The organism is Salinicola tamaricis (assembly GCF_003006155.1).
GTDB classification, from domain to species: Bacteria; Pseudomonadota; Gammaproteobacteria; order Pseudomonadales; family Halomonadaceae; genus Salinicola; species Salinicola tamaricis.
The window spans coordinates 2,661,963-2,678,469 of the sequence record NZ_CP023559.1; the positions used below are offsets into that span (position 1 = coordinate 2,661,963).

General features: G+C 66.1%; 18 protein-coding genes and 4 pseudogenes. 19 read left to right on the forward strand and 3 right to left on the reverse strand.

The window, feature by feature from the left end; all coding sequences use genetic code 11:
- Together CN538_RS12230 and CN538_RS12235 are read left to right on the forward strand one after the other, a co-directional pair.
- Nucleotides 1–762 carry an SDR family NAD(P)-dependent oxidoreductase gene (locus CN538_RS12230; RefSeq protein ID WP_106419605.1) on the forward strand — a complete coding sequence of 254 codons (762 nt, stop codon included), beginning with the start codon at nucleotides 1–3 and terminating at the stop codon, nucleotides 760–762.
- A gap of 73 nt (nucleotides 763–835) precedes the next feature.
- Entirely contained in the window at nucleotides 836–1,822 is a 987-nt protein-coding gene (locus CN538_RS12235) for an alcohol dehydrogenase catalytic domain-containing protein (protein WP_106419606.1), read from the forward strand.
- A gap of 67 nt (nucleotides 1,823–1,889) precedes the next feature.
- Here CN538_RS12235 and CN538_RS12240 read toward each other — a convergent pair whose 3' ends face one another.
- Nucleotides 1,890–2,636 (reverse strand): GntR family transcriptional regulator, encoded by a 747-nt coding sequence (locus tag CN538_RS12240; protein WP_277985169.1) that lies wholly within the window; start codon nucleotides 2,634–2,636, stop codon nucleotides 1,890–1,892.
- 469 nt (nucleotides 2,637–3,105) lie between these two features.
- Here CN538_RS12240 and CN538_RS22975 point away from each other — a divergent pair, with 469 nt between their 5' ends.
- From CN538_RS22975 to CN538_RS12280, 13 genes and pseudogenes are all read left to right on the forward strand, one after another.
- Entirely contained in the window at nucleotides 3,106–3,489 is a 384-nt protein-coding gene (locus CN538_RS22975; protein ID WP_242495054.1) for a type 2 periplasmic-binding domain-containing protein, read from the forward strand.
- A gap of 21 nt (nucleotides 3,490–3,510) precedes the next feature.
- The gene (locus tag CN538_RS22980; protein ID WP_277985170.1) at nucleotides 3,511–4,089 is read left to right on the forward strand and encodes a tripartite tricarboxylate transporter substrate binding protein; all 579 of its coding nucleotides are present in this window, start codon (nucleotides 3,511–3,513) and stop codon (nucleotides 4,087–4,089) included.
- A gap of 56 nt (nucleotides 4,090–4,145) precedes the next feature.
- The gene (locus tag CN538_RS12250) at nucleotides 4,146–5,663 is read left to right on the forward strand and encodes a tripartite tricarboxylate transporter permease (protein ID WP_106419608.1); all 1,518 of its coding nucleotides are present in this window, start codon (nucleotides 4,146–4,148) and stop codon (nucleotides 5,661–5,663) included.
- Nucleotides 5,653–6,135, forward strand: a complete 483-nt coding sequence (locus CN538_RS12255) for a tripartite tricarboxylate transporter TctB family protein (protein ID WP_106419609.1) — start codon at nucleotides 5,653–5,655, stop codon at nucleotides 6,133–6,135. The genes CN538_RS12250 and CN538_RS12255 overlap by 11 nt, the downstream gene beginning before the upstream one ends.
- 108 nt (nucleotides 6,136–6,243) lie before the next feature.
- Nucleotides 6,244–6,426: pseudogene (locus CN538_RS26355) on the forward strand (3-phosphoglycerate dehydrogenase); the annotation flags it as partial.
- Between the two features lie 55 nt (nucleotides 6,427–6,481).
- Entirely contained in the window at nucleotides 6,482–6,715 is a 234-nt protein-coding gene (locus tag CN538_RS22985; RefSeq protein ID WP_242495056.1) for a hypothetical protein, read from the forward strand.
- 11 nt (nucleotides 6,716–6,726) lie between these two features.
- Nucleotides 6,727–7,001: pseudogene (locus CN538_RS22990) on the forward strand (NAD(P)-dependent oxidoreductase); the annotation flags it as partial.
- A 15-nt stretch (nucleotides 7,002–7,016) separates the two neighbouring features.
- Complete coding sequence (locus tag CN538_RS24495) at nucleotides 7,017–7,142, forward strand: hypothetical protein (RefSeq protein ID WP_277985190.1); 126 nt, start codon at nucleotides 7,017–7,019, stop codon at nucleotides 7,140–7,142.
- 136 nt (nucleotides 7,143–7,278) lie between these two features.
- Nucleotides 7,279–7,392: pseudogene (locus CN538_RS24500) on the forward strand (Ldh family oxidoreductase); the annotation flags it as partial.
- Between the two features lie 73 nt (nucleotides 7,393–7,465).
- On the forward strand, nucleotides 7,466–8,026 hold the full coding sequence (locus CN538_RS12265; protein ID WP_277985020.1) for an Ldh family oxidoreductase: 561 nt from the start codon (nucleotides 7,466–7,468) through the stop codon (nucleotides 8,024–8,026).
- Nucleotides 8,027–8,247: 221 nt separating this feature from the next.
- A complete protein-coding gene (locus tag CN538_RS12270; protein ID WP_106419610.1) occupies nucleotides 8,248–8,874 on the forward strand; it encodes a LemA family protein in 627 nt (208 codons plus the stop codon).
- Nucleotides 8,875–8,926: 52 nt separating this feature from the next.
- The gene (locus CN538_RS12275) at nucleotides 8,927–9,700 is read left to right on the forward strand and encodes a TPM domain-containing protein (RefSeq protein WP_106419611.1); all 774 of its coding nucleotides are present in this window, start codon (nucleotides 8,927–8,929) and stop codon (nucleotides 9,698–9,700) included.
- 18 nt (nucleotides 9,701–9,718) lie between these two features.
- The gene (locus CN538_RS12280; RefSeq protein WP_106419612.1) at nucleotides 9,719–10,354 is read left to right on the forward strand and encodes a TPM domain-containing protein; all 636 of its coding nucleotides are present in this window, start codon (nucleotides 9,719–9,721) and stop codon (nucleotides 10,352–10,354) included.
- 123 nt (nucleotides 10,355–10,477) lie between these two features.
- Here the strand turns inward: CN538_RS12280 and CN538_RS12285 are convergent.
- A pseudogene (locus CN538_RS12285) lies at nucleotides 10,478–11,891 on the reverse strand (DEAD/DEAH box helicase).
- Nucleotides 11,892–12,218: 327 nt separating this feature from the next.
- Here CN538_RS12285 and CN538_RS12290 point away from each other — a divergent pair.
- The 3 genes from CN538_RS12290 to CN538_RS12300 all read left to right on the forward strand — a co-directional run bounded on the left by CN538_RS12290 (nucleotide 12,219) and on the right by CN538_RS12300 (nucleotide 14,196).
- Nucleotides 12,219–13,133, forward strand: a complete 915-nt coding sequence (locus CN538_RS12290; protein ID WP_207233490.1) for a glycerophosphodiester phosphodiesterase family protein — start codon at nucleotides 12,219–12,221, stop codon at nucleotides 13,131–13,133.
- Nucleotides 13,134–13,621: 488 nt separating this feature from the next.
- Complete coding sequence (locus tag CN538_RS12295) at nucleotides 13,622–13,915, forward strand: cupin domain-containing protein (protein WP_035474190.1); 294 nt, start codon at nucleotides 13,622–13,624, stop codon at nucleotides 13,913–13,915.
- Between the two features lie 68 nt (nucleotides 13,916–13,983).
- The gene (locus CN538_RS12300) at nucleotides 13,984–14,196 is read left to right on the forward strand and encodes an SEC-C metal-binding domain-containing protein (RefSeq protein WP_106419613.1); all 213 of its coding nucleotides are present in this window, start codon (nucleotides 13,984–13,986) and stop codon (nucleotides 14,194–14,196) included.
- Between the two features lie 18 nt (nucleotides 14,197–14,214).
- Here the strand turns inward: CN538_RS12300 and CN538_RS12305 are convergent, their stop codons facing one another.
- Nucleotides 14,215–15,132: a LysR family transcriptional regulator gene (locus CN538_RS12305; RefSeq protein ID WP_106419614.1), complete on the reverse strand. Its 918-nt coding sequence runs from the start codon at nucleotides 15,130–15,132 to the stop codon at nucleotides 14,215–14,217.
- A gap of 263 nt (nucleotides 15,133–15,395) precedes the next feature.
- On the opposite strand from CN538_RS12305, the gene CN538_RS12310 reads away from it, so the two are divergent.
- Nucleotides 15,396–16,487 carry an ABC transporter substrate-binding protein gene (locus tag CN538_RS12310; RefSeq protein WP_242495059.1) on the forward strand — a complete coding sequence of 364 codons (1,092 nt, stop codon included), beginning with the start codon at nucleotides 15,396–15,398 and terminating at the stop codon, nucleotides 16,485–16,487.
- Nucleotides 16,488–16,507: the final 20 nt, after the last annotated feature.

Consider the following 16,507-nt stretch of genomic DNA (forward strand, 5'->3'; position numbering starts at 1 on the left):
ATGACGCCCTGCTTCGATCTCGACGGCCAGGTGGCCCTGGTCACCGGCGGCAGCAGCGGGCTGGGGCGCAGCATGGCGCTGGCCCTGGCGGCTTCGGGGGCGGCGGTGGTGGTTGCGGCGCGGCGGCGTGCTGCGCTCGATGACACGGTCGCGTGCATCGAGCGCCAGGGCGGCCGTGCGGCCGCCCTGGTCGCCGACCTGGCCGACGCCGCGTCGATGGAGGCCATAGCCGCTCGGGCCGCCGAGCCGTTCGGCACGGTATCGATCCTTGTCAACGCCGCCGGTATCAATCTGCGCCAGCCCATCGACGACGTCGATTTGGCCAGCTGGAACCTGACCCTGCAGCTTCATCTGGGCACGCCGTTCTTTCTCGCCCGGGCGCTGGTGCCCGGAATGCGTGAGCAGGGTTACGGGCGGATCATCAATCTGGCTTCGCTACAGTCATTGCGCGCCTTTCCCGACAGCGCGCCCTATGGCGCCGGCAAGGGCGGCATCGTGCAGTTGACCCGGGCGATGGCCGAGGCCTGGTCGCGGGAGGGCATCAACGCCAACGCCATCGCGCCGGGTTTCTTTCCCACCGAGCTGACCGCCACGCTGTTCGACGATCCAGCCAAGGCCCGGGAACTGGCGCAGCGCACGGCGATCGGCCGTAACGGCACCGCCGAGGATATCGCCGGGCCCACGGTCTTTCTCGCCTCGCCGGCCTCGGCCTACGTGACCGGGCAGACGCTATTCGTCGATGGCGGCTTTACCGCGCGTTGAGAACGCATCATCGCAAGCCGGTGGTGCCTGGTGCGAAGGGATGACTGTCAGATCCTTACTGGAGGAATCGAGAATGCAAGCGCTTTTCTATACCGGCCCTGAGCAGATGGAGCTTCGCGACACCGAGCTGCCGCCGCTGGCCGCCGGCGAGTCTCGGGTGAGGGTGCTGGCGACGGGTATCTGCGGGTCCGATCTGCACGCCTATCACGGCCACGACCCGCGCCGGGTGCCGCCGATGATCCTCGGCCACGAGGCGGCCGGGGAGGTCGTCGAGGGCGCCCTCGTCGGCAAACGGGTGACAATGAATCCGCTGGTGATCTGCGGCCATTGCGACTATTGCCGGGAGGGGCGGCAGAACCTGTGCAGCAATCGCACCATGTTGGGCATGAATCGTCCGGGTACCTTCGCCGATAGCGTGGTGGTTCCCGATCATTGCCTGATCGAGCTGCCCGACGGCATGTCGCCGGTGGTGGCGGCCCTGACCGAGCCGGCCGCTACCGTGTTGCATGCCATCAACCGCCTGGAGCGCAGCCTTGCGCGACCGCTCGCGGAAGCCCGCGTCCTGGTGATCGGTGCCGGCGCCGTGGGGCTGCTGACAGGCTTGATGCTGCGCCAGCGTGGCGTGCGTCGGCTGACGCTGGCCGAGACCAACCCGCTGCGTCGGGAGACCGCCGAGCGGGCGGGGCTGACGATGATCGATCCGCGCCAGACGCCACCGGAGGCCGACAGCGTCGAGGCCGTCTTCGACTGCGTGGGGGCGGCGGTGACTCGGGCCATGGCCGTGCAGGCCACGCGCCCCGGGGGAGCGCTGATGCACCTGGGGCTACAGGACAACGACGGGCCGTTCGACATGCGCGCCGTTACGCTCAAGGAACTCATCGTGCTGGGCGCCTACACCTATACGCCGAACGATCTGCACGCCACCGTCGACCTGCTGGCCTCGGGGGCGCTGGGTTCGCTCGATTGGGTCGAGACGCGCGGACTGGAGGGCGGCGCCACGGCCTTCGCCGATCTGGTCGCCGGGCGGACCGCGGCGGCCAAAATCGTGCTCACGCCCTGACCCTCCGGGGGGGCGTTCGATCGATGCCGATTGACCGCCCACTACGCCGCTTGTCACGGCTGGCTCACTACAAGCGATTGGAGTAACAGTACTCCCCTGTGGCCAGCCGCGAGACGCGCAGCTCAATCGGGGCATCCTGATAGTCCCGGGCCACGCGACGAATCTCGATCAGGGGCTCGCCGGACTCGACGCCCAGCTGGGCGATATCTTGCTCGTTGGCGCACACGGCGACGAGCTGCTCGTCGGCATGGGCGACAGTGGCACCGTACTGGTTCTGATAGAGCTGATAGAGGGTGTTGGGCAGTATCTCCGGCTGCGTCTCGATGGCGGCGAAGGTCGCGGCGTCGAGCACGATATCCTCCAGCAGCGTCGGGTTGCCGGTCAGTTCGCGGACCCGCCGGATATGGATCACCTCCGCTCCGGGGGGCAGGTCCAATGCGTCCCGCTCGGCAGTAGTGGCAGGACGACGTTGGCGGTTCAGCACTCGCGAAATGGGTAGGCTGCGCTCGCCGTTATGACGCACAACGTTGAAGAAGCGAAACAGGGCGCGATCGGCGTCGTGGGTGGCCACGGCCGTGCCCTTGCCCTGGCGGCGGACCACTACGTTGTCGCTGACCAGCTCGTCGAGCGCCTTGCGCAGGGTGCCGACACTGACGTTGTAGCTGGCGGCCAGCGCCGCCTCGCTGGGGATGAAAGTTCCCGGCGGCCACTCTCCCAATGCGATCCTTTCCAGAAGCAAGTCCTTGATCTGCTTGTACAGCGGCTGAAATGTCGGGCCTTTCGGCGCAGTCATGGAGGCGATGTCCCTGTTGATGAGCGGTGGTGCGGTGAGTACGTCAGGCTAATTATACCCAGAGGCAAACAGGCTGGCATATCCTTGACTGTTTTATATACTATGTCATATACATGAGTCGCTGGCGAGGCGATCGGTTCTCGCAACTGACGTCTCGGATCAGGACAACGTGATCGGCAACCCGATCCTGCCGGTGATCAAGCTCTGCCCCCTGCCGTACATGATGGGCGCTGAGCGAGCACATCATATCGAGGTCTCGGCAGGCGGCGCAGGGCCATCGGGCTTTCGTGCCCATCCGGCTCTTCGCGAGCGCTCGAGACTCACGATGGGGGACGCGTTGCGATCGCTGAATGCGAAGACAGGAGGGACCGCGTACCGGCACGCCCGACCACGACAAAGCAACGACGCGTCACGTGGCGGTACTTGGCATGTCGGGAGCCATCGGGCTCCCGGGAACCGAAGCACAATAATAGAAACATCGGAGACGATCATGCGCCAGACACGTTTCAAGACCCTGAAAGCGGCAGCCCTCGTCGGTGGTCTGCTCAGCGCGGCCGCGCTTGCCGGCCCTGCTACGGCGGCCGGTGCCGAGGATTTCCCCGATCACAACATCCAGTACATCATCCCTTTCGGCCCGGGCGGTGAATCGGACATCAGCGCCCGGTTGCAGCAGAAGTACTTCCAGGAACTCACCGGTCAGCAGTTGATCATCCAGTACATGCCCGGCGGCGGCGGGGCGGTGGGCTGGTCGCAGCTCAACGAAATGGACGGCGACGGTTACACCATCATGGGGACCAACCTGCCGCACATCATTCTCAAGCCGATGGGCAAGGACCCGGGCTTCAAGACCGCGGATCTCAAGAACTTCTACTAATTCCACTATTCGCCCGATGCGCTGATCGTCAGGAACGACAGCCCCTACAAGACGCTCGATGATCTGATCGCTGCCGCCAAGGAGAAGCCGGGCAGCGTCACCGTTTCGGGCAGCGGGACACAATCAGCCAACGACATCGCCAACCGGCGCTTCGAGTCGCTGGCCGACGTCAAGACCACCTATATCCCCTTCAAGGGCACCGGTGCGGCGGTGACGGCACTGCTCGGCGGGCAGGTGCAGGCCGAGTGGGGCTATACCACTACCGCGGCCAATCACAAGGACAAGGTGCGCATGCTGGCGGTGTCCGCCGACAACCGCCACCCGCTGTTTCCTGATGTGCCGACCTTCAAGGAGCTGGGCTACGACATGACCGGCGGCGCCTATCGCGGCATGGCGGTGCCCAAGGACACGCCGGACGACGTGACCCAGAAGCTGTCGGGGATCTTCCAGCAGATCAACCAAAACCGGGAATTCCGCCAGAAGATGCAGGACCTGGGCTTCGTGTTGATCGACGTTCCCTACCTGAAGATGGCCGACTTCATGGCCCAGAGGCGCGCCGAATACGAGAAGGTGGCACGCGGGATGGGCATCATCGAGTGAGTTGAGCGGCTTTCCACGGGCCCCGGCCATGGGGCCCCTTCGGTAGGGAGAAGTGCATGGACACCCTGAGTTTCATGGCCGCTGCCTTGTCTCCGGTCAATCTGATGTTGGCGATCATCGGTGTCGCCGCCGGTATTCTCATCGGCGCGCTACCCGGGTTATCGGCGACAATGGCGGTGGCGGTGCTGGTGCCGGTGACCTTCGGTATGGCGCCGGAGGCCGCGCTGATCATGCTGGGGGCGATCTATACCGGTGCCATCTACGGTGGCTCCTATGCGGCGATCCTGGTCAACACGCCGGGCACACCCTCGGCGATCGCCACCACCTTTGACGGCTATCCCATGGCCAAGCGGGGCGATGGCGACTTGGCGGTCACGCTCTCCACGCTGTCATCGATGGTCGGCGGGCTGATCGGGGCGCTGGCCCTGCTGACTCTGGCGCCGCTGCTGGCCCAGATCGCCCTGAAATTCGGGCCGGTGGAGTATTTCTGGCTGGCGATTTTCGGTTTGACCCTGATTTCGGCGCTCTCGGAAGGCTCGACCCTCAAGGGCTTCATCGGTGCGGGGTTGGGGCTGCTGCTGTCCACGGTCGGGGTGTCGGTGATCGGCGCCGACATCCGGTATGCCTTTGGCTCGCAATTCCTGCTCGGTGGGGTGGAGACCATCTCGGCGCTGATCGGGCTGTATTGCGTGCCGGTACTCATCGATCTGGTCGCGACCCCCAGCGCGCACCTGGAACCGCCCGAGAAGGGGCGGGGGATTCGCTTCGCCGAAGGGCTGTCGCTGATGTGGCGCGGCAAGTTCAATAGCCTGCGTAGCGCGATCATCGGCACCGCCGTGGCGATCCTGCCCGGTGCCGGCGGCTCGATTGCCAGCCTGGTCTCCTATTCGGAGGCGCGGCGTACCTCGCCACGCAGCGACAACTTCGGCAAGGGCGAGCCGGATGGCGTGATCGCCACCGAAACCGCCAACAACGCCACCGTCGGCGGCGGTTTCATTCCTACCTTCGTGCTGGGCATTCCCGGTACGCCACCCGACGCGGTGATCCTCGGCGCGCTGCTGGTCCAGGGCTTTCGCACCGGGCCGGAGATGTTCACCACCAACGTCGGCGTCACCTACACCTTCATCGGCGGGCTGTTCATCGCCACCCTGCTGATGCTGCCCATCGGTCTGCTGATCGGACGCTACGCCTTCAAGTCGATCGTCAGCATTCCCAAGGCGCTGCTGGTGCCGAGCATCGCCTTCATGACCATCATCGGCACCTACGCGATCCGCAACAATCCCTTCGACGTGGTGGTGATGGTCATCCTGGGCGTGATCGGTTGGATGCTGTCGCGCTATGGCGTGAAGCCGTCACCGATCGTGCTGGGACTGATCCTCGGGCCGATCGCCGAGCAGGGCTTCGTCCAGGGGTATCTGATGGGCAACGCCTCCGGCTCGGTGGTCAATGCCTTCTTCGGCCGGCCGCTGTCGCTGGCGATCATTGCGATGGTCCTGCTGTCGGTACTGTTCCCGCTGTTGCGCGCCTGGCGCAGCCGTCCCCGTACTCCCAAGGAGACCGCCAATGGCCACTGACCCCCAGACACCGACGCTAGATGCGCGCCGCTCGGATCGGTCCCTGGCGCTGGTGATGATCGTCATCGCCGCCGGGGCGATCGTGTTCAGTCGCGACATGTCGATCATGGCCAGCGTCTTTCCGCGAACCATCGCCGTGCTGTTGCTGGTGTTCAGTGTCGCGCTGCTGATCAAGAGTGTCGTCGCGCATCCCCGCCTTGCACGCCCTGAGGCCGGTAGCGTCGCCCGACGTCTCGGCCTGATCGCCGTCATGCTCATCTGGAGCCTGTCGCTCAAGTGGCTGGGTTTTCTCGTCGCCAGTGTCGCCAGTGCGGCGCTGCTGGCCGGGCTCGCCCATTACCACGCCTGGACCGCGCGACGGCTGGGTGGCTATGCGGTGGCGCTGGGGCTGATCATCGGTGGCTTCTACATCCTGTTCGCCATCGTGCTCAACGTGCCGCTGCCGGCAGGGCTCCTGTGGCGCCACTTCTAACTGCCGAGCCTCGATCAAAAGAGGCGACCCCCTGCGCCCTTTCATCGCGGGGGCGTAAACGCGCACTCATGAGGAACAATAATGACCGACATACTTATCAGTGAATTCATGGACGAGGCGGCCGTCGCCGATCTCGAGAAGGACTTCTCGGTGACCTTCGATGCCACGCTGGTCGACGATCGTGACCGGTTGCTGGCGTCGGGCGACGCAGTGCGTGGGCTGATCTTGCGCAAACCGCACCCGTGTCGACCGCGAACTGCTGGCGCGCTTCCCGAGCTGACGGCGGTGGGGCGGTTGGGTGTGGGGTTGGACAATATCGATCTCGAGGCCTGCCGGGAGTCCGGTATTGCTGCTGCCGGCGACCGGCGGCAATACCGTGTCGGTGGCCGAATATGTGTTGACCGGCGTCCGCATGCTACGCCGCGGTGCCTATCTGTCGACATCGCGGGTGCTGGCCGGCGAGTGGCCGAGACAGGCGTTGATGGGGCACGAGACGCAAGGGGCGATCCTGGGCCTGGTGGGCTTTGGTGTATCGCTCGGGATCTGGCCCGGCGCGCCCAGTGTCTGGGGATGGCGGTGATGGCGTTCGATCCCTTCGTGGCCGAGGATGACGCTGCCTGGCAGACGGTCGAGCGCGTCGATCGTCTGGAAACGCTGCTCTCTGCCGCGGATGCGGTCAGCCTGCACGTCCCGCTCACTGCGGGAACACGTCACCTGATCGATGCCGAGGCGCTCGGCGCGATGAAACAGGGAAGCCTGCTGATCAACACCGCACGTGGCGGCATCGTCGACGAGGCGGCCCTGGCGGGCAGCCTCCGCCAAGGCATCTGGGCGGGGCGATGCTGGACGTCTTCGAGGACGAGCCGCTTACCGAGGGCTCGGTGCTGGCTGGCGTCGAAGGGCTGATCGCCACGCCGCACATCGCCGGTGTGACTCACGAGTCCAACGAGCGGATCAGCTGGATCACCGTCGACAACGTGCGCCAGGCACTGGGAGGGAGCGTATGAATACCACGCTCTCGCTACGCGATGCCGAGGCCCTGGCGGTCGGCGCCCTCGAAGCGGTCGGCGTGCCGCGCTGGGAGGCCGAGGTCAGCGCAAGGGCGCTGATCGCCCCGAGCGCGACGGTCTGCCCTCGCACGGGTTGTCGCGGCTGCCTTTCTATCTCGCCCAGGCGCGCAGTGGCAAGATCGTCGCCGACGCCCGGGCCCGGGTCGAGGTCGCCGGTTCGGTGATTCGCGTCGACGCCGGGCACGGGCTGGCCTTTCCGGCCATCGCCCGGGGCGTCGAGCGGGCGATTCCGCTGGCCCGCGAGCTGGGGCTGGTCCGCCGTGGCGATCGGCCGCTCGCATCACTTCGGGGTCGCCGGCGAGCCGGTCGAGCGCCTGGCGCGGGCAGGCCTGGTAGCCATGGCCTTCAGCAACGCGCCCTCGGCGATGGCACCGTGGGGCGGCAAGCGTCCGCTCTACGGGACCAATCCGATCGCCTTCGCCACCCCGCGTCGCGATGCCGAGCCGTTGGTCATCGACCTGTCGTTGTCCAAGGTCGCGCGCGGCAAGGTGATGCTGGCCAAGAAGGCCGGAGAAACGATCCCCGAGGGGTGGGCACTCGACATCGAGGGCCGACCCACGACCGACCCGGAGGCGGCGATCGCCGGCAGTATGGTGCCCGCCGGCGATGCCAAGGGCGCTTCGCTGGCGCTGATGGTGGAACTGCTCACCGCTGGGCTGACCGGCAGTCACTTCGGCTTTCAGGCCAGCTCCTTCTTCGAGCCTGAGGGCGAAGCGCCGAGCGTCGGGCATCTGATGGCGTTCGATCCGGCCCGCTTCAGTGACGGCTACTGGCGCATATCGAAGCCCTGTTCGCCGCCATGCTCGACCAGCCGGGGGTAAGGCTGCCCGGGGAGCGGCGCTATGGCTTGCGTGCCGAGCGCGACGAGTCGATCGAGCTGCCCGAGGCGGTGGTGACGGAATTGCGCGCCTACGGGCAATCCCGCGTCCCGTGACCGAGGTGTAGAAAGCGGGGATTCCTGTGCCTAGAGCTGCGACAACACGTTATCCTAGGGCCTCCTTATCCCTGATCCTTTCCTGACCTGTCTGCGAGAGCGTATCTCATGTCCCATCCTGCTGATTCCCGTCGTTTCGCCGTGGCCTACTCATGGCGCTGGCTGGCGCTTTTATGTCTGGTGCTGGCCCTGTCGGGCTGCGGCGTCAACAACATCCCGACCCTGGACGAGAAGGTGAAGTCGGCCTGGGCCCAGGTGGAGAACCAGTACCAGCGCCGTGCGGATCTGATCCCCAATCTGGTCGAGACGGTGAAGGGCTACGCCCAGCAGGAGAAAGAGACGCTGACCGCGGTGACCGAGGCGCGCGCCAAGGCGACCTCGATCCAGGTCGATGCCGATACCCTCAACGACCCGCAGACGCTCAAGCGCTTCGAGCAGGCCCAGAGCCAGCTGACCGGGGCGCTGAGCCGTTTGATGGCGGTCTCCGAGCGCTACCCCCCCGAACTCAAGTCCAACCAGAACTTCCTGGCCCTGCAGTCGCAGCTGGAAGGGACCGAGAATCGCATCGCCGTGGCGCGGCGCGACTTCATCCAGGCGGTGCAGGCCTACAACACCGAGATTCGCACCTTCCCGGGCAAGATCTGGCACAGCCTGCTCTACAGCGACATGCCGATCCGCGAGACCTTCGAGGCCACCAGCCCGAATGCCGACCAGGCACCCCAGGTCAAGTTCTGAGGTGCCGGTGGACGTTCGAGCCCGCCTTTCTCACTGCCACAGGAGCGCGCCCATGCGACACGCGATCTCGCTGACACTTGCCGTCTGGCTGGCGCTGTTCGCCGCGGTCGCGGTGGCAGCGCCGGATTTCCCCGAACTCACCGGGCGCGTGGTGGACAACGCCAAGCTGCTCGATGCCGGCACCACGAGCCAGCTCGACGCGATGCTGAAAGCGCATGAAGAGGCCACCGGCGAACAGGTGGTGGTGGTCACGCTGCCGGATCTGCAGGGCGAGACCATCGAGCAGTACGGCTATCAGCTGGGGCGCCACTGGGGCATCGGCCAGAAGGGCGAGGACAACGGCGCGCTGTTGATCGTGGCGATGGCCGAGCGCAAGGCGCGGATCGAGGTCGGCTATGGACTCGAGGGCCGGCTGACCGATGCTCAGTCCTCGCGGATCATCAACCAGGTGCTGCTGCCGGCGTTCAAGCAGGGCCAGTTCGCCGCCGGCATCGTCGACGCCAGCCGGGCGATCATCCAGACCCTGGGCGGCGACCCGGGGGCCCGCGCCAGCACGCCCAAGCCCCAGCGTGACGAATCGCACCACCTGGGCGGTGCCGGGATCTGGTTCGGGCTGCTGTTCTTCATCGTCATGCTGATCGTGCGTGGCGGCGGAGGCGGTGGCGGCGGGGGGAGTCGCCGGCGGCGTCGGCGTGGCGCCATGGGCGGCGTGCTGCTGGGCGGCGGCCTGGGTGGTGGCTTCGGCGGCGGCGGCTTTGGCGGCGGCGGTGGCTTCAGTGGTGGTGGTGGCGGGTTCGGGGGCGGTGGCGCCTCCGGTGGCTGGTAACGAGCGAGGCGATGGCAGATGACGCTACTCAACGAACACGAGCGGCAGCAGGTAGGCGAGGCGATCACCCGCATCGAACGCGATACCGACGCCGAGATCGTCACCGTGCTGGCGCGCCAGGCGGATGACTACACCTATATTCCGCTGCTGTGGGCCGGGCTGGCGGCGTTGCTGGTGCCGGGGGCCGTAGCGGTGGTGGCCAGTTGGCTGGGGCTGATCGCTGGCTTCGGCGCCTGGTCGCTGCTGCTGGTGCAGTGGGTGCTGTTCAGCCTGCTGGCGGTGGCGTTTCGCTGGCCGCCTTTGCTGACCCGGCTGATCCCACGTCGGGTACGCTTCTGGCGCGCGGCCAATCTGGCCCGGCGGCAGTTTCTGGAGCAGAACCTGCACCGTACCGAGGCCGGGACCGGCATGCTGATCTTCGTCTCGGAGGCGGAGCGCTACGTGGAGATCCTGGTCGACCACGGTATCTCTCAACGCCTCGACGACAGCGAGTGGGGGCAGATCGTCGCGCGCTTCACCGCACAGGTGCAGGGCGGGCGCACGCTCGCGGGCTTCCTCGACTGTATCGAGGCTTGCGGTGAGCGTCTCAAGGTCCACCTGCCGGCGACCCATGAGCGCAACGAGTTGCCCAACCGGCTGATCGTGCTGGAGTGAGCGGGCGAGCCGCCGTTACCCGGCGCTCGCGATCCGCTCATCCATACCTCCATACATACCGGGCCTGAAACGCAGACGCCACCGCAAGTGCGGTGGCGTCTTTTATTGCGTCTAGCTAAAGGCTCAGCGGTTGCCGCTGGCCGCGCCGCCGTTGCCGCCGGTGCGACTACGGCCGCCCCGCGAGCGGCGACGCCGCGGTGCGGTCGACTCGTTGCCGCGGTTTTCGCTGCTACGATTGTCGTTGCCACGGTTGTCGTTGCCGCGCGGTTCGCCGTTCTGGCGCTGGTTGTTGGCACTGCGCTGACCGCCGCTGCGCTGCGGCCCGGAGCCGTTACGGTTGCCGCCCTGACGACGCGGCGGACGCGCTGGGCGACCTTCGTTCTCGTCGACCTTGGGGCCGCCGCCCGGCGTCGGCTCGAAGCCGCTCACCGTCTGGCTCTCCAGACGCTGGCTGATCAGCCGCTCGATGCCGGCCAGCTCCTTCTCGTCCAGGCTCACCAGCGAGACCGCCTGGCCGCTGGCCCCGGCGCGTCCGGTACGGCCGATGCGGTGGACGTAATCCTCCGGCACGTTGGGCAGCTCGAAGTTGACCACCTGTGGCAGCTGGTCGATATCCAGGCCGCGGGCGGCGATATCGGTCGCTACCAGCGCGCGAACATCACCGTTCTTGAAGTCGGCCAGCGCCTTGGTGCGCGCGTTCTGGCTCTTGTTGCCGTGGATCGCCGCGGCTTCGATGCCCTGGCCTTCGAGATACTTGGTCAGGCGGTTGGCGCCGTGCTTGGTACGGGTGAAGACCAGCACCTGCTGCCACTGGTGGGTTTCGATCAGGTGCGACAGCAGCGCCGGCTTGCGGCTCTTGTCCACCGGATGCACCCACTGGGTCACCGTGGCCGCCGCGGTATTGCGCGGGGTCACCGAGACTTCCACCGGGTCGTTGACGATGCCCTTGGCCAGGTTGCGGATCTCCTGGGAGAAGGTGGCCGAGAACAGCAGGTTCTGACGCTTCGCCGGCAGCACCTTGAGGATGCGGCGGATATCGTGGATGAAGCCCATGTCGAGCATGCGGTCGGCTTCGTCGAGCACCAGCACCTCGAGCGACTCGAACGACACTGCCTTCTGCTGGTGCAGGTCGAGCAGGCGCCCGGGGGTGGCGACAAGAATGTCCACGCCGGACTTCAGCTTGGCGATCTGCGGGTTGATCTTGACCCCGCCGAAGACCACGGCGCTGGTCAGCGGCAGGTGCTTGCCGTAGGTCTCGACGCTTTCGCCGACCTGGGCCGCCAGTTCGCGGGTCGGGGTCAGGATCAGCGCCCGCACCGGGCGGCCGTTGGGGCGCTGGGCCTCGGAAAGACGCTGCAGAATCGGCAGGGTGAAGCCGGCGGTCTTGCCGGTGCCGGTCTGTGCTGCGGCCATCACGTCACGGCCGTCGAGTACGGCAGGGATGGCCTGGGCCTGAATCGGGGAGGGGGTGTCGTAGCCTTCTTCGGCCACGGCTTTCAGCAACGGGGCGCTCACGGCCCAGTGAATCAAAAGACATTCGGTAATCTCTAGGTCGCGGCGGATGGCGTAGCGAAGCGGCTACGCGCTGCCGGGGAAAAGCCAGTGCTGGCAGGTGCGCCGTTGAGGCGCCGATCAGATGGGTCGTCAGAGTTATCCGCTTCGCGTGACGACGGCCAGACAGGTCATGGCGATGGCCGGCAGCTTAACGTATGTCTGCGTCCACCGCTATCCCGGTCTCGTTTCGCCGCCAACGCGGCCGTGGTGAAGCGCTACACTGGAGGGCTACGAGAGGATCTGTCGACAAGAGGATCTGTCGGACGCGCGCCGTGCCTCGTGACGAGGAATCAAACAAGGAGAACATCATATGTCGATTCGCTGGAGATCCGCCCTGGCCCTGGGCGCGCTGAGCCTGAGTCTTGGGGCGAGCATGGCGCCGCTCGCCGTGGCCCAATCCGCCGCCCCGGGGGCGACGCTGTGCGCCAAGGTGCCGGTGCCCTGCAATGCGGTGATCGCGCACCGTGGCGCCTCTTATCAGGCCCCCGAGTCGACCCGGCCGGCCTATCTGCTGGCCCGCGAGCTGGGCGCGGATTACCTCGAACTCGACCTGCAGCGCACCCGCGATGGCGAGCTGGTGGCCTTCCACGACAACACCCTGGGTCGCAACACCAACGTCGCCGAGGTCTTCCCCGAGCGCGCCGATGCGCCAATCTCCGCTTTCACCCTGGCCGAGCTCAAGCAGCTCGATGCCGGCAGCTGGTTCAATGCGCGCTACCCCGAGCGAGCCCGCGACGCCTATGCCGGGCTCCAGATCCTGACCCTCGACGAGGTGATCGATATCGCCGAGGGCGGCGCCAATCATCCCGGGCTTTATATCGAAACCAAGGTGCCGGAGCAGTTCCCCGGGATCGAGCGCGATCTACGCGACAAGCTCACCGCGCGCGGCTGGCTGGGGGAGGACGCCGGCGCCTGGGCACCGGCCAGCGGTGACGCAGTCAAGGTCGCCGACGGCAAGGCGCGGGTCATCCTGCAGACCTTCTCCAAGGCCAGCCTCGCGGCGCTGGAAGAGACCATGCCCCAGGTACCGCGGGTGCTGCTGCTGTGGCTGGGTGAGGGCGGTATCGACGCGGCGCCGAGCGACCCCCAGGGCGAGCACGAGAGCGACGCCGACTACTACGCGCGCCAGCAGGTGGCCTCGCCGGCGGCTTACCAGGCGTGGCTCGATGTCGCCAAGGCATGGCGCCATCGGCGTCGGGCCCTCCACCGTGCAGCACGATCATGACGGGCCCTTCAGCAGTCAGTTCAGCTACATGGAGCTGGCGGCCGCCGTGGATGGTCAGCCTGGCGCATGACGACGGCCTGCTGGTCCACGCCTACACGTCGACGAGCCGGCGGACTTTGCCCGCTATCGCGACAACGGCGTCGATGGCTTCTTCACCAATCGCCCCGCGGCGCTGCTGGAGTTCCTCGGCCGCCCGGTGGGGGATCAGGGGGCGATTCTGACCCGCGAAGGGTTCTAGGCTTTGTACGAAAACTACCTGCGCTCGACAATACGGCGTTAAAAATCGGCTCAAAATGCTCATTTACATCCCGTAAACTCCGCGTTTTCGCCGATTTTTGCCTTGTCTTGCCTTCGCTCGCTGACTTTTCGTACAGAACCTAGAACTCGCGCATTCCGGGCGCTGTCCGGCGAGGATGGCGCCGAGTCTTTACACTCTCTTGCCGGGCACGCAACCGTGCCCGGTACTTGTTTTTCATGAGGTTCGTCATATGTTTACCGACCGCCCCCAGGCCCAGTCCAGCGTCCAGATCGACAACGCCCGTGTGCGTGTCACCGAGTGGCGCTTCGCCCCCGGCGCCGAGACCGGCTGGCACGTGCACGACTGTGACTACGTGGTGGTACCCCAGAGCACCGGCAAGCTCGATCTCGAGACCCTGGACGGCCACACCTTCTCGACGCTGGAGAGCGGTGTCTCCTACTACCGCGAGCGCGGCGTCGAGCACAACGTGATCAACCCCAACGACGAGGAGTTCGTGTTCGTCGAGATCGAACTCAAGGCCTGAGATGGCGTGGCGGGAGAGGAGGGCTTGGGAGATAATCGTCGCCTTTCTCCCCCTCGCGAGTACTCGGCATGACCCAGCCCCACGTCCACGGTCCCGGTTGTGGCCACGATCACGCCCATGAACATGACCACGGCGCCGATGGCCACGTTCACGGCCCGCACTGTCAGCACCACCACCACACGCCCCAGGCGCCGGTGCGCAATGCGCTCAAGGATGTCGGGCGTAACGACCCCTGCCCGTGTGGCAGTGGGAAAAAGTTCAAGAAGTGTCACGCCGCTTGAAAACCCGAGCGCGCCGCCTCAGGCCGGGGCGGCCATCGCCTGCTTGAGGTGCGCCACGAAGGCCGCTGTGGCGGCTGGCAGGGTGCGGTTGGTCAGGGTCTGCACCTCGATGTGGCGGGCATCCATGCCGGCGTCGACGATGGGGATCGCCACCAGCCGCTGCTGCGCCAGCCGCTGGCGGATGGAGAGCTCCCCGGCGAGCGCGATACCACCGCCGAAGATGGCGCAGTTGAGCATCGACTCGATGTAGTTGCTGGTGAATACCGAGGTGAAGATCAGATTCTGCTGGCCACAGCAGATATCGAACAGCTGGCGCAGGGTGGTTTCCGGCGGCGGCAACAGCATGGCGTGGGGCTGTAGCTGGGCCAGCTTGAGATGCCGCCTCCCTGCCAGCGGATGCGCCGGAGACATCAGCGCCAGGATCGGCGAGCGCTGGCGATGCTCGACGCGCACGTCGGGCTGCGGCGCCAGGCTGAAGGTAAGCCCGATATCCACCTCGCCCTCGCGTACCTGACGGGTCACCTCGGCGGGTGAGGCCACGTTGAGCCGGAACAGAATGCCGGCGTAGGCGTGGCGGAACTCGGCGATCGCCTTGGGTAGAAAATCGACCGCGAACCCCTCCGAACTGGCCAGCCGCACGGTGCCGCGCTGCAGCCCCCGCAAGCCCTGGATCTCGCCCACCACGCGCTCGCTCTCCAACTGCTGGCGCCGGGCATGCAGCGCCAGCAGCTCACCCGCCGCGCTGGGAATCATGCCGCGGGCGCGGCGCTCGAACAGCTGGGTGTCGAGTTCGGTCTCGAGCCGCGCAATCTGACGGCTGATTGCGGAGGCGGCGACGTTGAGATGGGCTGACGCCTCACTGATGGACCCCCACTTGATCACCGCCAGGAAGTAGCGCAGGGCGGTCTCCTGCAACGCGCGATGGGAGTTGGCCATGGTGTGTTGCCCTGTTTTTATTAAGGTTTGCCGATACGGCAAGGATGCCATCGAAACATGATACTTGTGGCATGTTTTCCCCTTCGATAGCTTGATTTTCAAGCACCCTCTCGAGCGAGCTTGCTCGCCGGCGCTTCTGACTCATCACCCAACGGCACCCATCAAGGCATTCAAGGCGACAGCTAAAAACGACAGCCAACAAGCGACAGCCAATAAACAGACGACAGCATCAACGACGACAGCAACAACAAGACGAGGTCGATATGCGCTCCACCACCGTGCTCCAACGCGTGCTGGTCGGCACCACCCTGTGCTGCCTCTCGCTGCCCGCTCTGGCCGGTAAGGCCAACGACACCCTGGTCTACGCCTCCGATACCGAGCCGGAGAACGTCAGCCCCTACCACAACAACGTGCGTGAAGGGGTCATCCTCTCGCATCTGGCCTGGGATACCCTGATCTACCGCAATCCGCAGACCAATCAGTATCAGCCGCAGTTGGCCACCGAGTGGCACTGGGTCGACCCCACCACGCTGGACATGACCCTGCGCCAGGGAGTGACCTTTCAGAACGGTGAGCCGTTCGATGCCGACGACGTGGTGTTCACCTTCAACTACGTGGTCTCGCCCGACGCCAAGGTGGTCACGCGACAGAACGTCGACTGGATCGAGAGCGTCGAGAAGCGCGGTGATTTCCAGGTGCGCTTCCATCTCAAGCAGCCGTTCCCGGCGGCGCTGGAGTATCTCTCCGGGCCGACGCCGGTCTATCCCGACGAGTACTTCCAGAAGGTCGGCCTGGCCGAATTCAGTCGGCATCCGATCGGTACCGGCCCCTATCGCATCACCGAGGTGAAACCGGGGGAGGGCGTCAAGCTCACGCGTAACCCGGACTACTTCGCCGACAGCCCCCTGGGCCAGCCGCAGATCGGCAACATCGAGTTCAAGGTGATCCCCGATCAGGACTCCCGCGTGGCCCAGCTGATGACCGGGCAGGTCGACTGGATCTGGCGGGTGCCGGCGGATCAGGCCGAGCAGATGCAGGGCATGCCCGGCGTCACCGTGGCCAGCGGCGAAACCATGCGGGTCGGCTACATTTCCTTCGATGCCGCCCGGCGCGAAGCCTCGCCGCTGAGCAAGCTGAAGGTGCGCCAGGCGATCAACCACGCCATCAACCGCCAGGGCATGGCCGACAATCTGGTGCGCGGCGGTAGCCGGCCGCTCTACGCGCCGTGCTTCCCGGCCCAGTTCGGCTGCGAGACCCAGGACGTGGTCAAGTACGACTACGACCCGGACAAGGCGCGCGCGCTGCTGGCGGAAGCCGGCTACCCGGAGGGCTTCGAGATCGATCTCTACGCCTAACGCGAGCGCGACTACGCCGA

Excerpts from the sequence above, each read along its gene's own strand:
- CN538_RS12295 (WP_035474190.1), top strand. The coding sequence starts at position 13,622 with ATGTTTACCGACCGCCCCCAGGCCCAGTCCAGCGTCCAGATCGACAAC.
- CN538_RS12230 (WP_106419605.1), top strand. The coding sequence starts at position 1 with ATGACGCCCTGCTTCGATCTCGACGGCCAGGTGGCCCTGGTCACCGGC.
- CN538_RS12300 (WP_106419613.1), top strand. The coding sequence starts at position 13,984 with ATGACCCAGCCCCACGTCCACGGTCCCGGTTGTGGCCACGATCACGCC.
- CN538_RS12280 (WP_106419612.1), top strand. The coding sequence starts at position 9,719 with ATGACGCTACTCAACGAACACGAGCGGCAGCAGGTAGGCGAGGCGATC.
- CN538_RS22975 (WP_242495054.1), top strand. The coding sequence starts at position 3,106 with ATGCGCCAGACACGTTTCAAGACCCTGAAAGCGGCAGCCCTCGTCGGT.
- CN538_RS12270 (WP_106419610.1), top strand. The coding sequence starts at position 8,248 with ATGTCCCATCCTGCTGATTCCCGTCGTTTCGCCGTGGCCTACTCATGG.
- CN538_RS12250 (WP_106419608.1), top strand. The coding sequence starts at position 4,146 with ATGGACACCCTGAGTTTCATGGCCGCTGCCTTGTCTCCGGTCAATCTG.
- CN538_RS12290 (WP_207233490.1), top strand. The coding sequence starts at position 12,219 with ATGTCGATTCGCTGGAGATCCGCCCTGGCCCTGGGCGCGCTGAGCCTG.
- CN538_RS12235 (WP_106419606.1), top strand. The coding sequence starts at position 836 with ATGCAAGCGCTTTTCTATACCGGCCCTGAGCAGATGGAGCTTCGCGAC.
- CN538_RS12305 (WP_106419614.1), bottom strand. The coding sequence starts at position 15,132 with ATGGCCAACTCCCATCGCGCGTTGCAGGAGACCGCCCTGCGCTACTTC.
- CN538_RS12310 (WP_242495059.1), top strand. The coding sequence starts at position 15,396 with ATGCGCTCCACCACCGTGCTCCAACGCGTGCTGGTCGGCACCACCCTG.
- CN538_RS12255 (WP_106419609.1), top strand. The coding sequence starts at position 5,653 with ATGGCCACTGACCCCCAGACACCGACGCTAGATGCGCGCCGCTCGGAT.
- CN538_RS12275 (WP_106419611.1), top strand. The coding sequence starts at position 8,927 with ATGCGACACGCGATCTCGCTGACACTTGCCGTCTGGCTGGCGCTGTTC.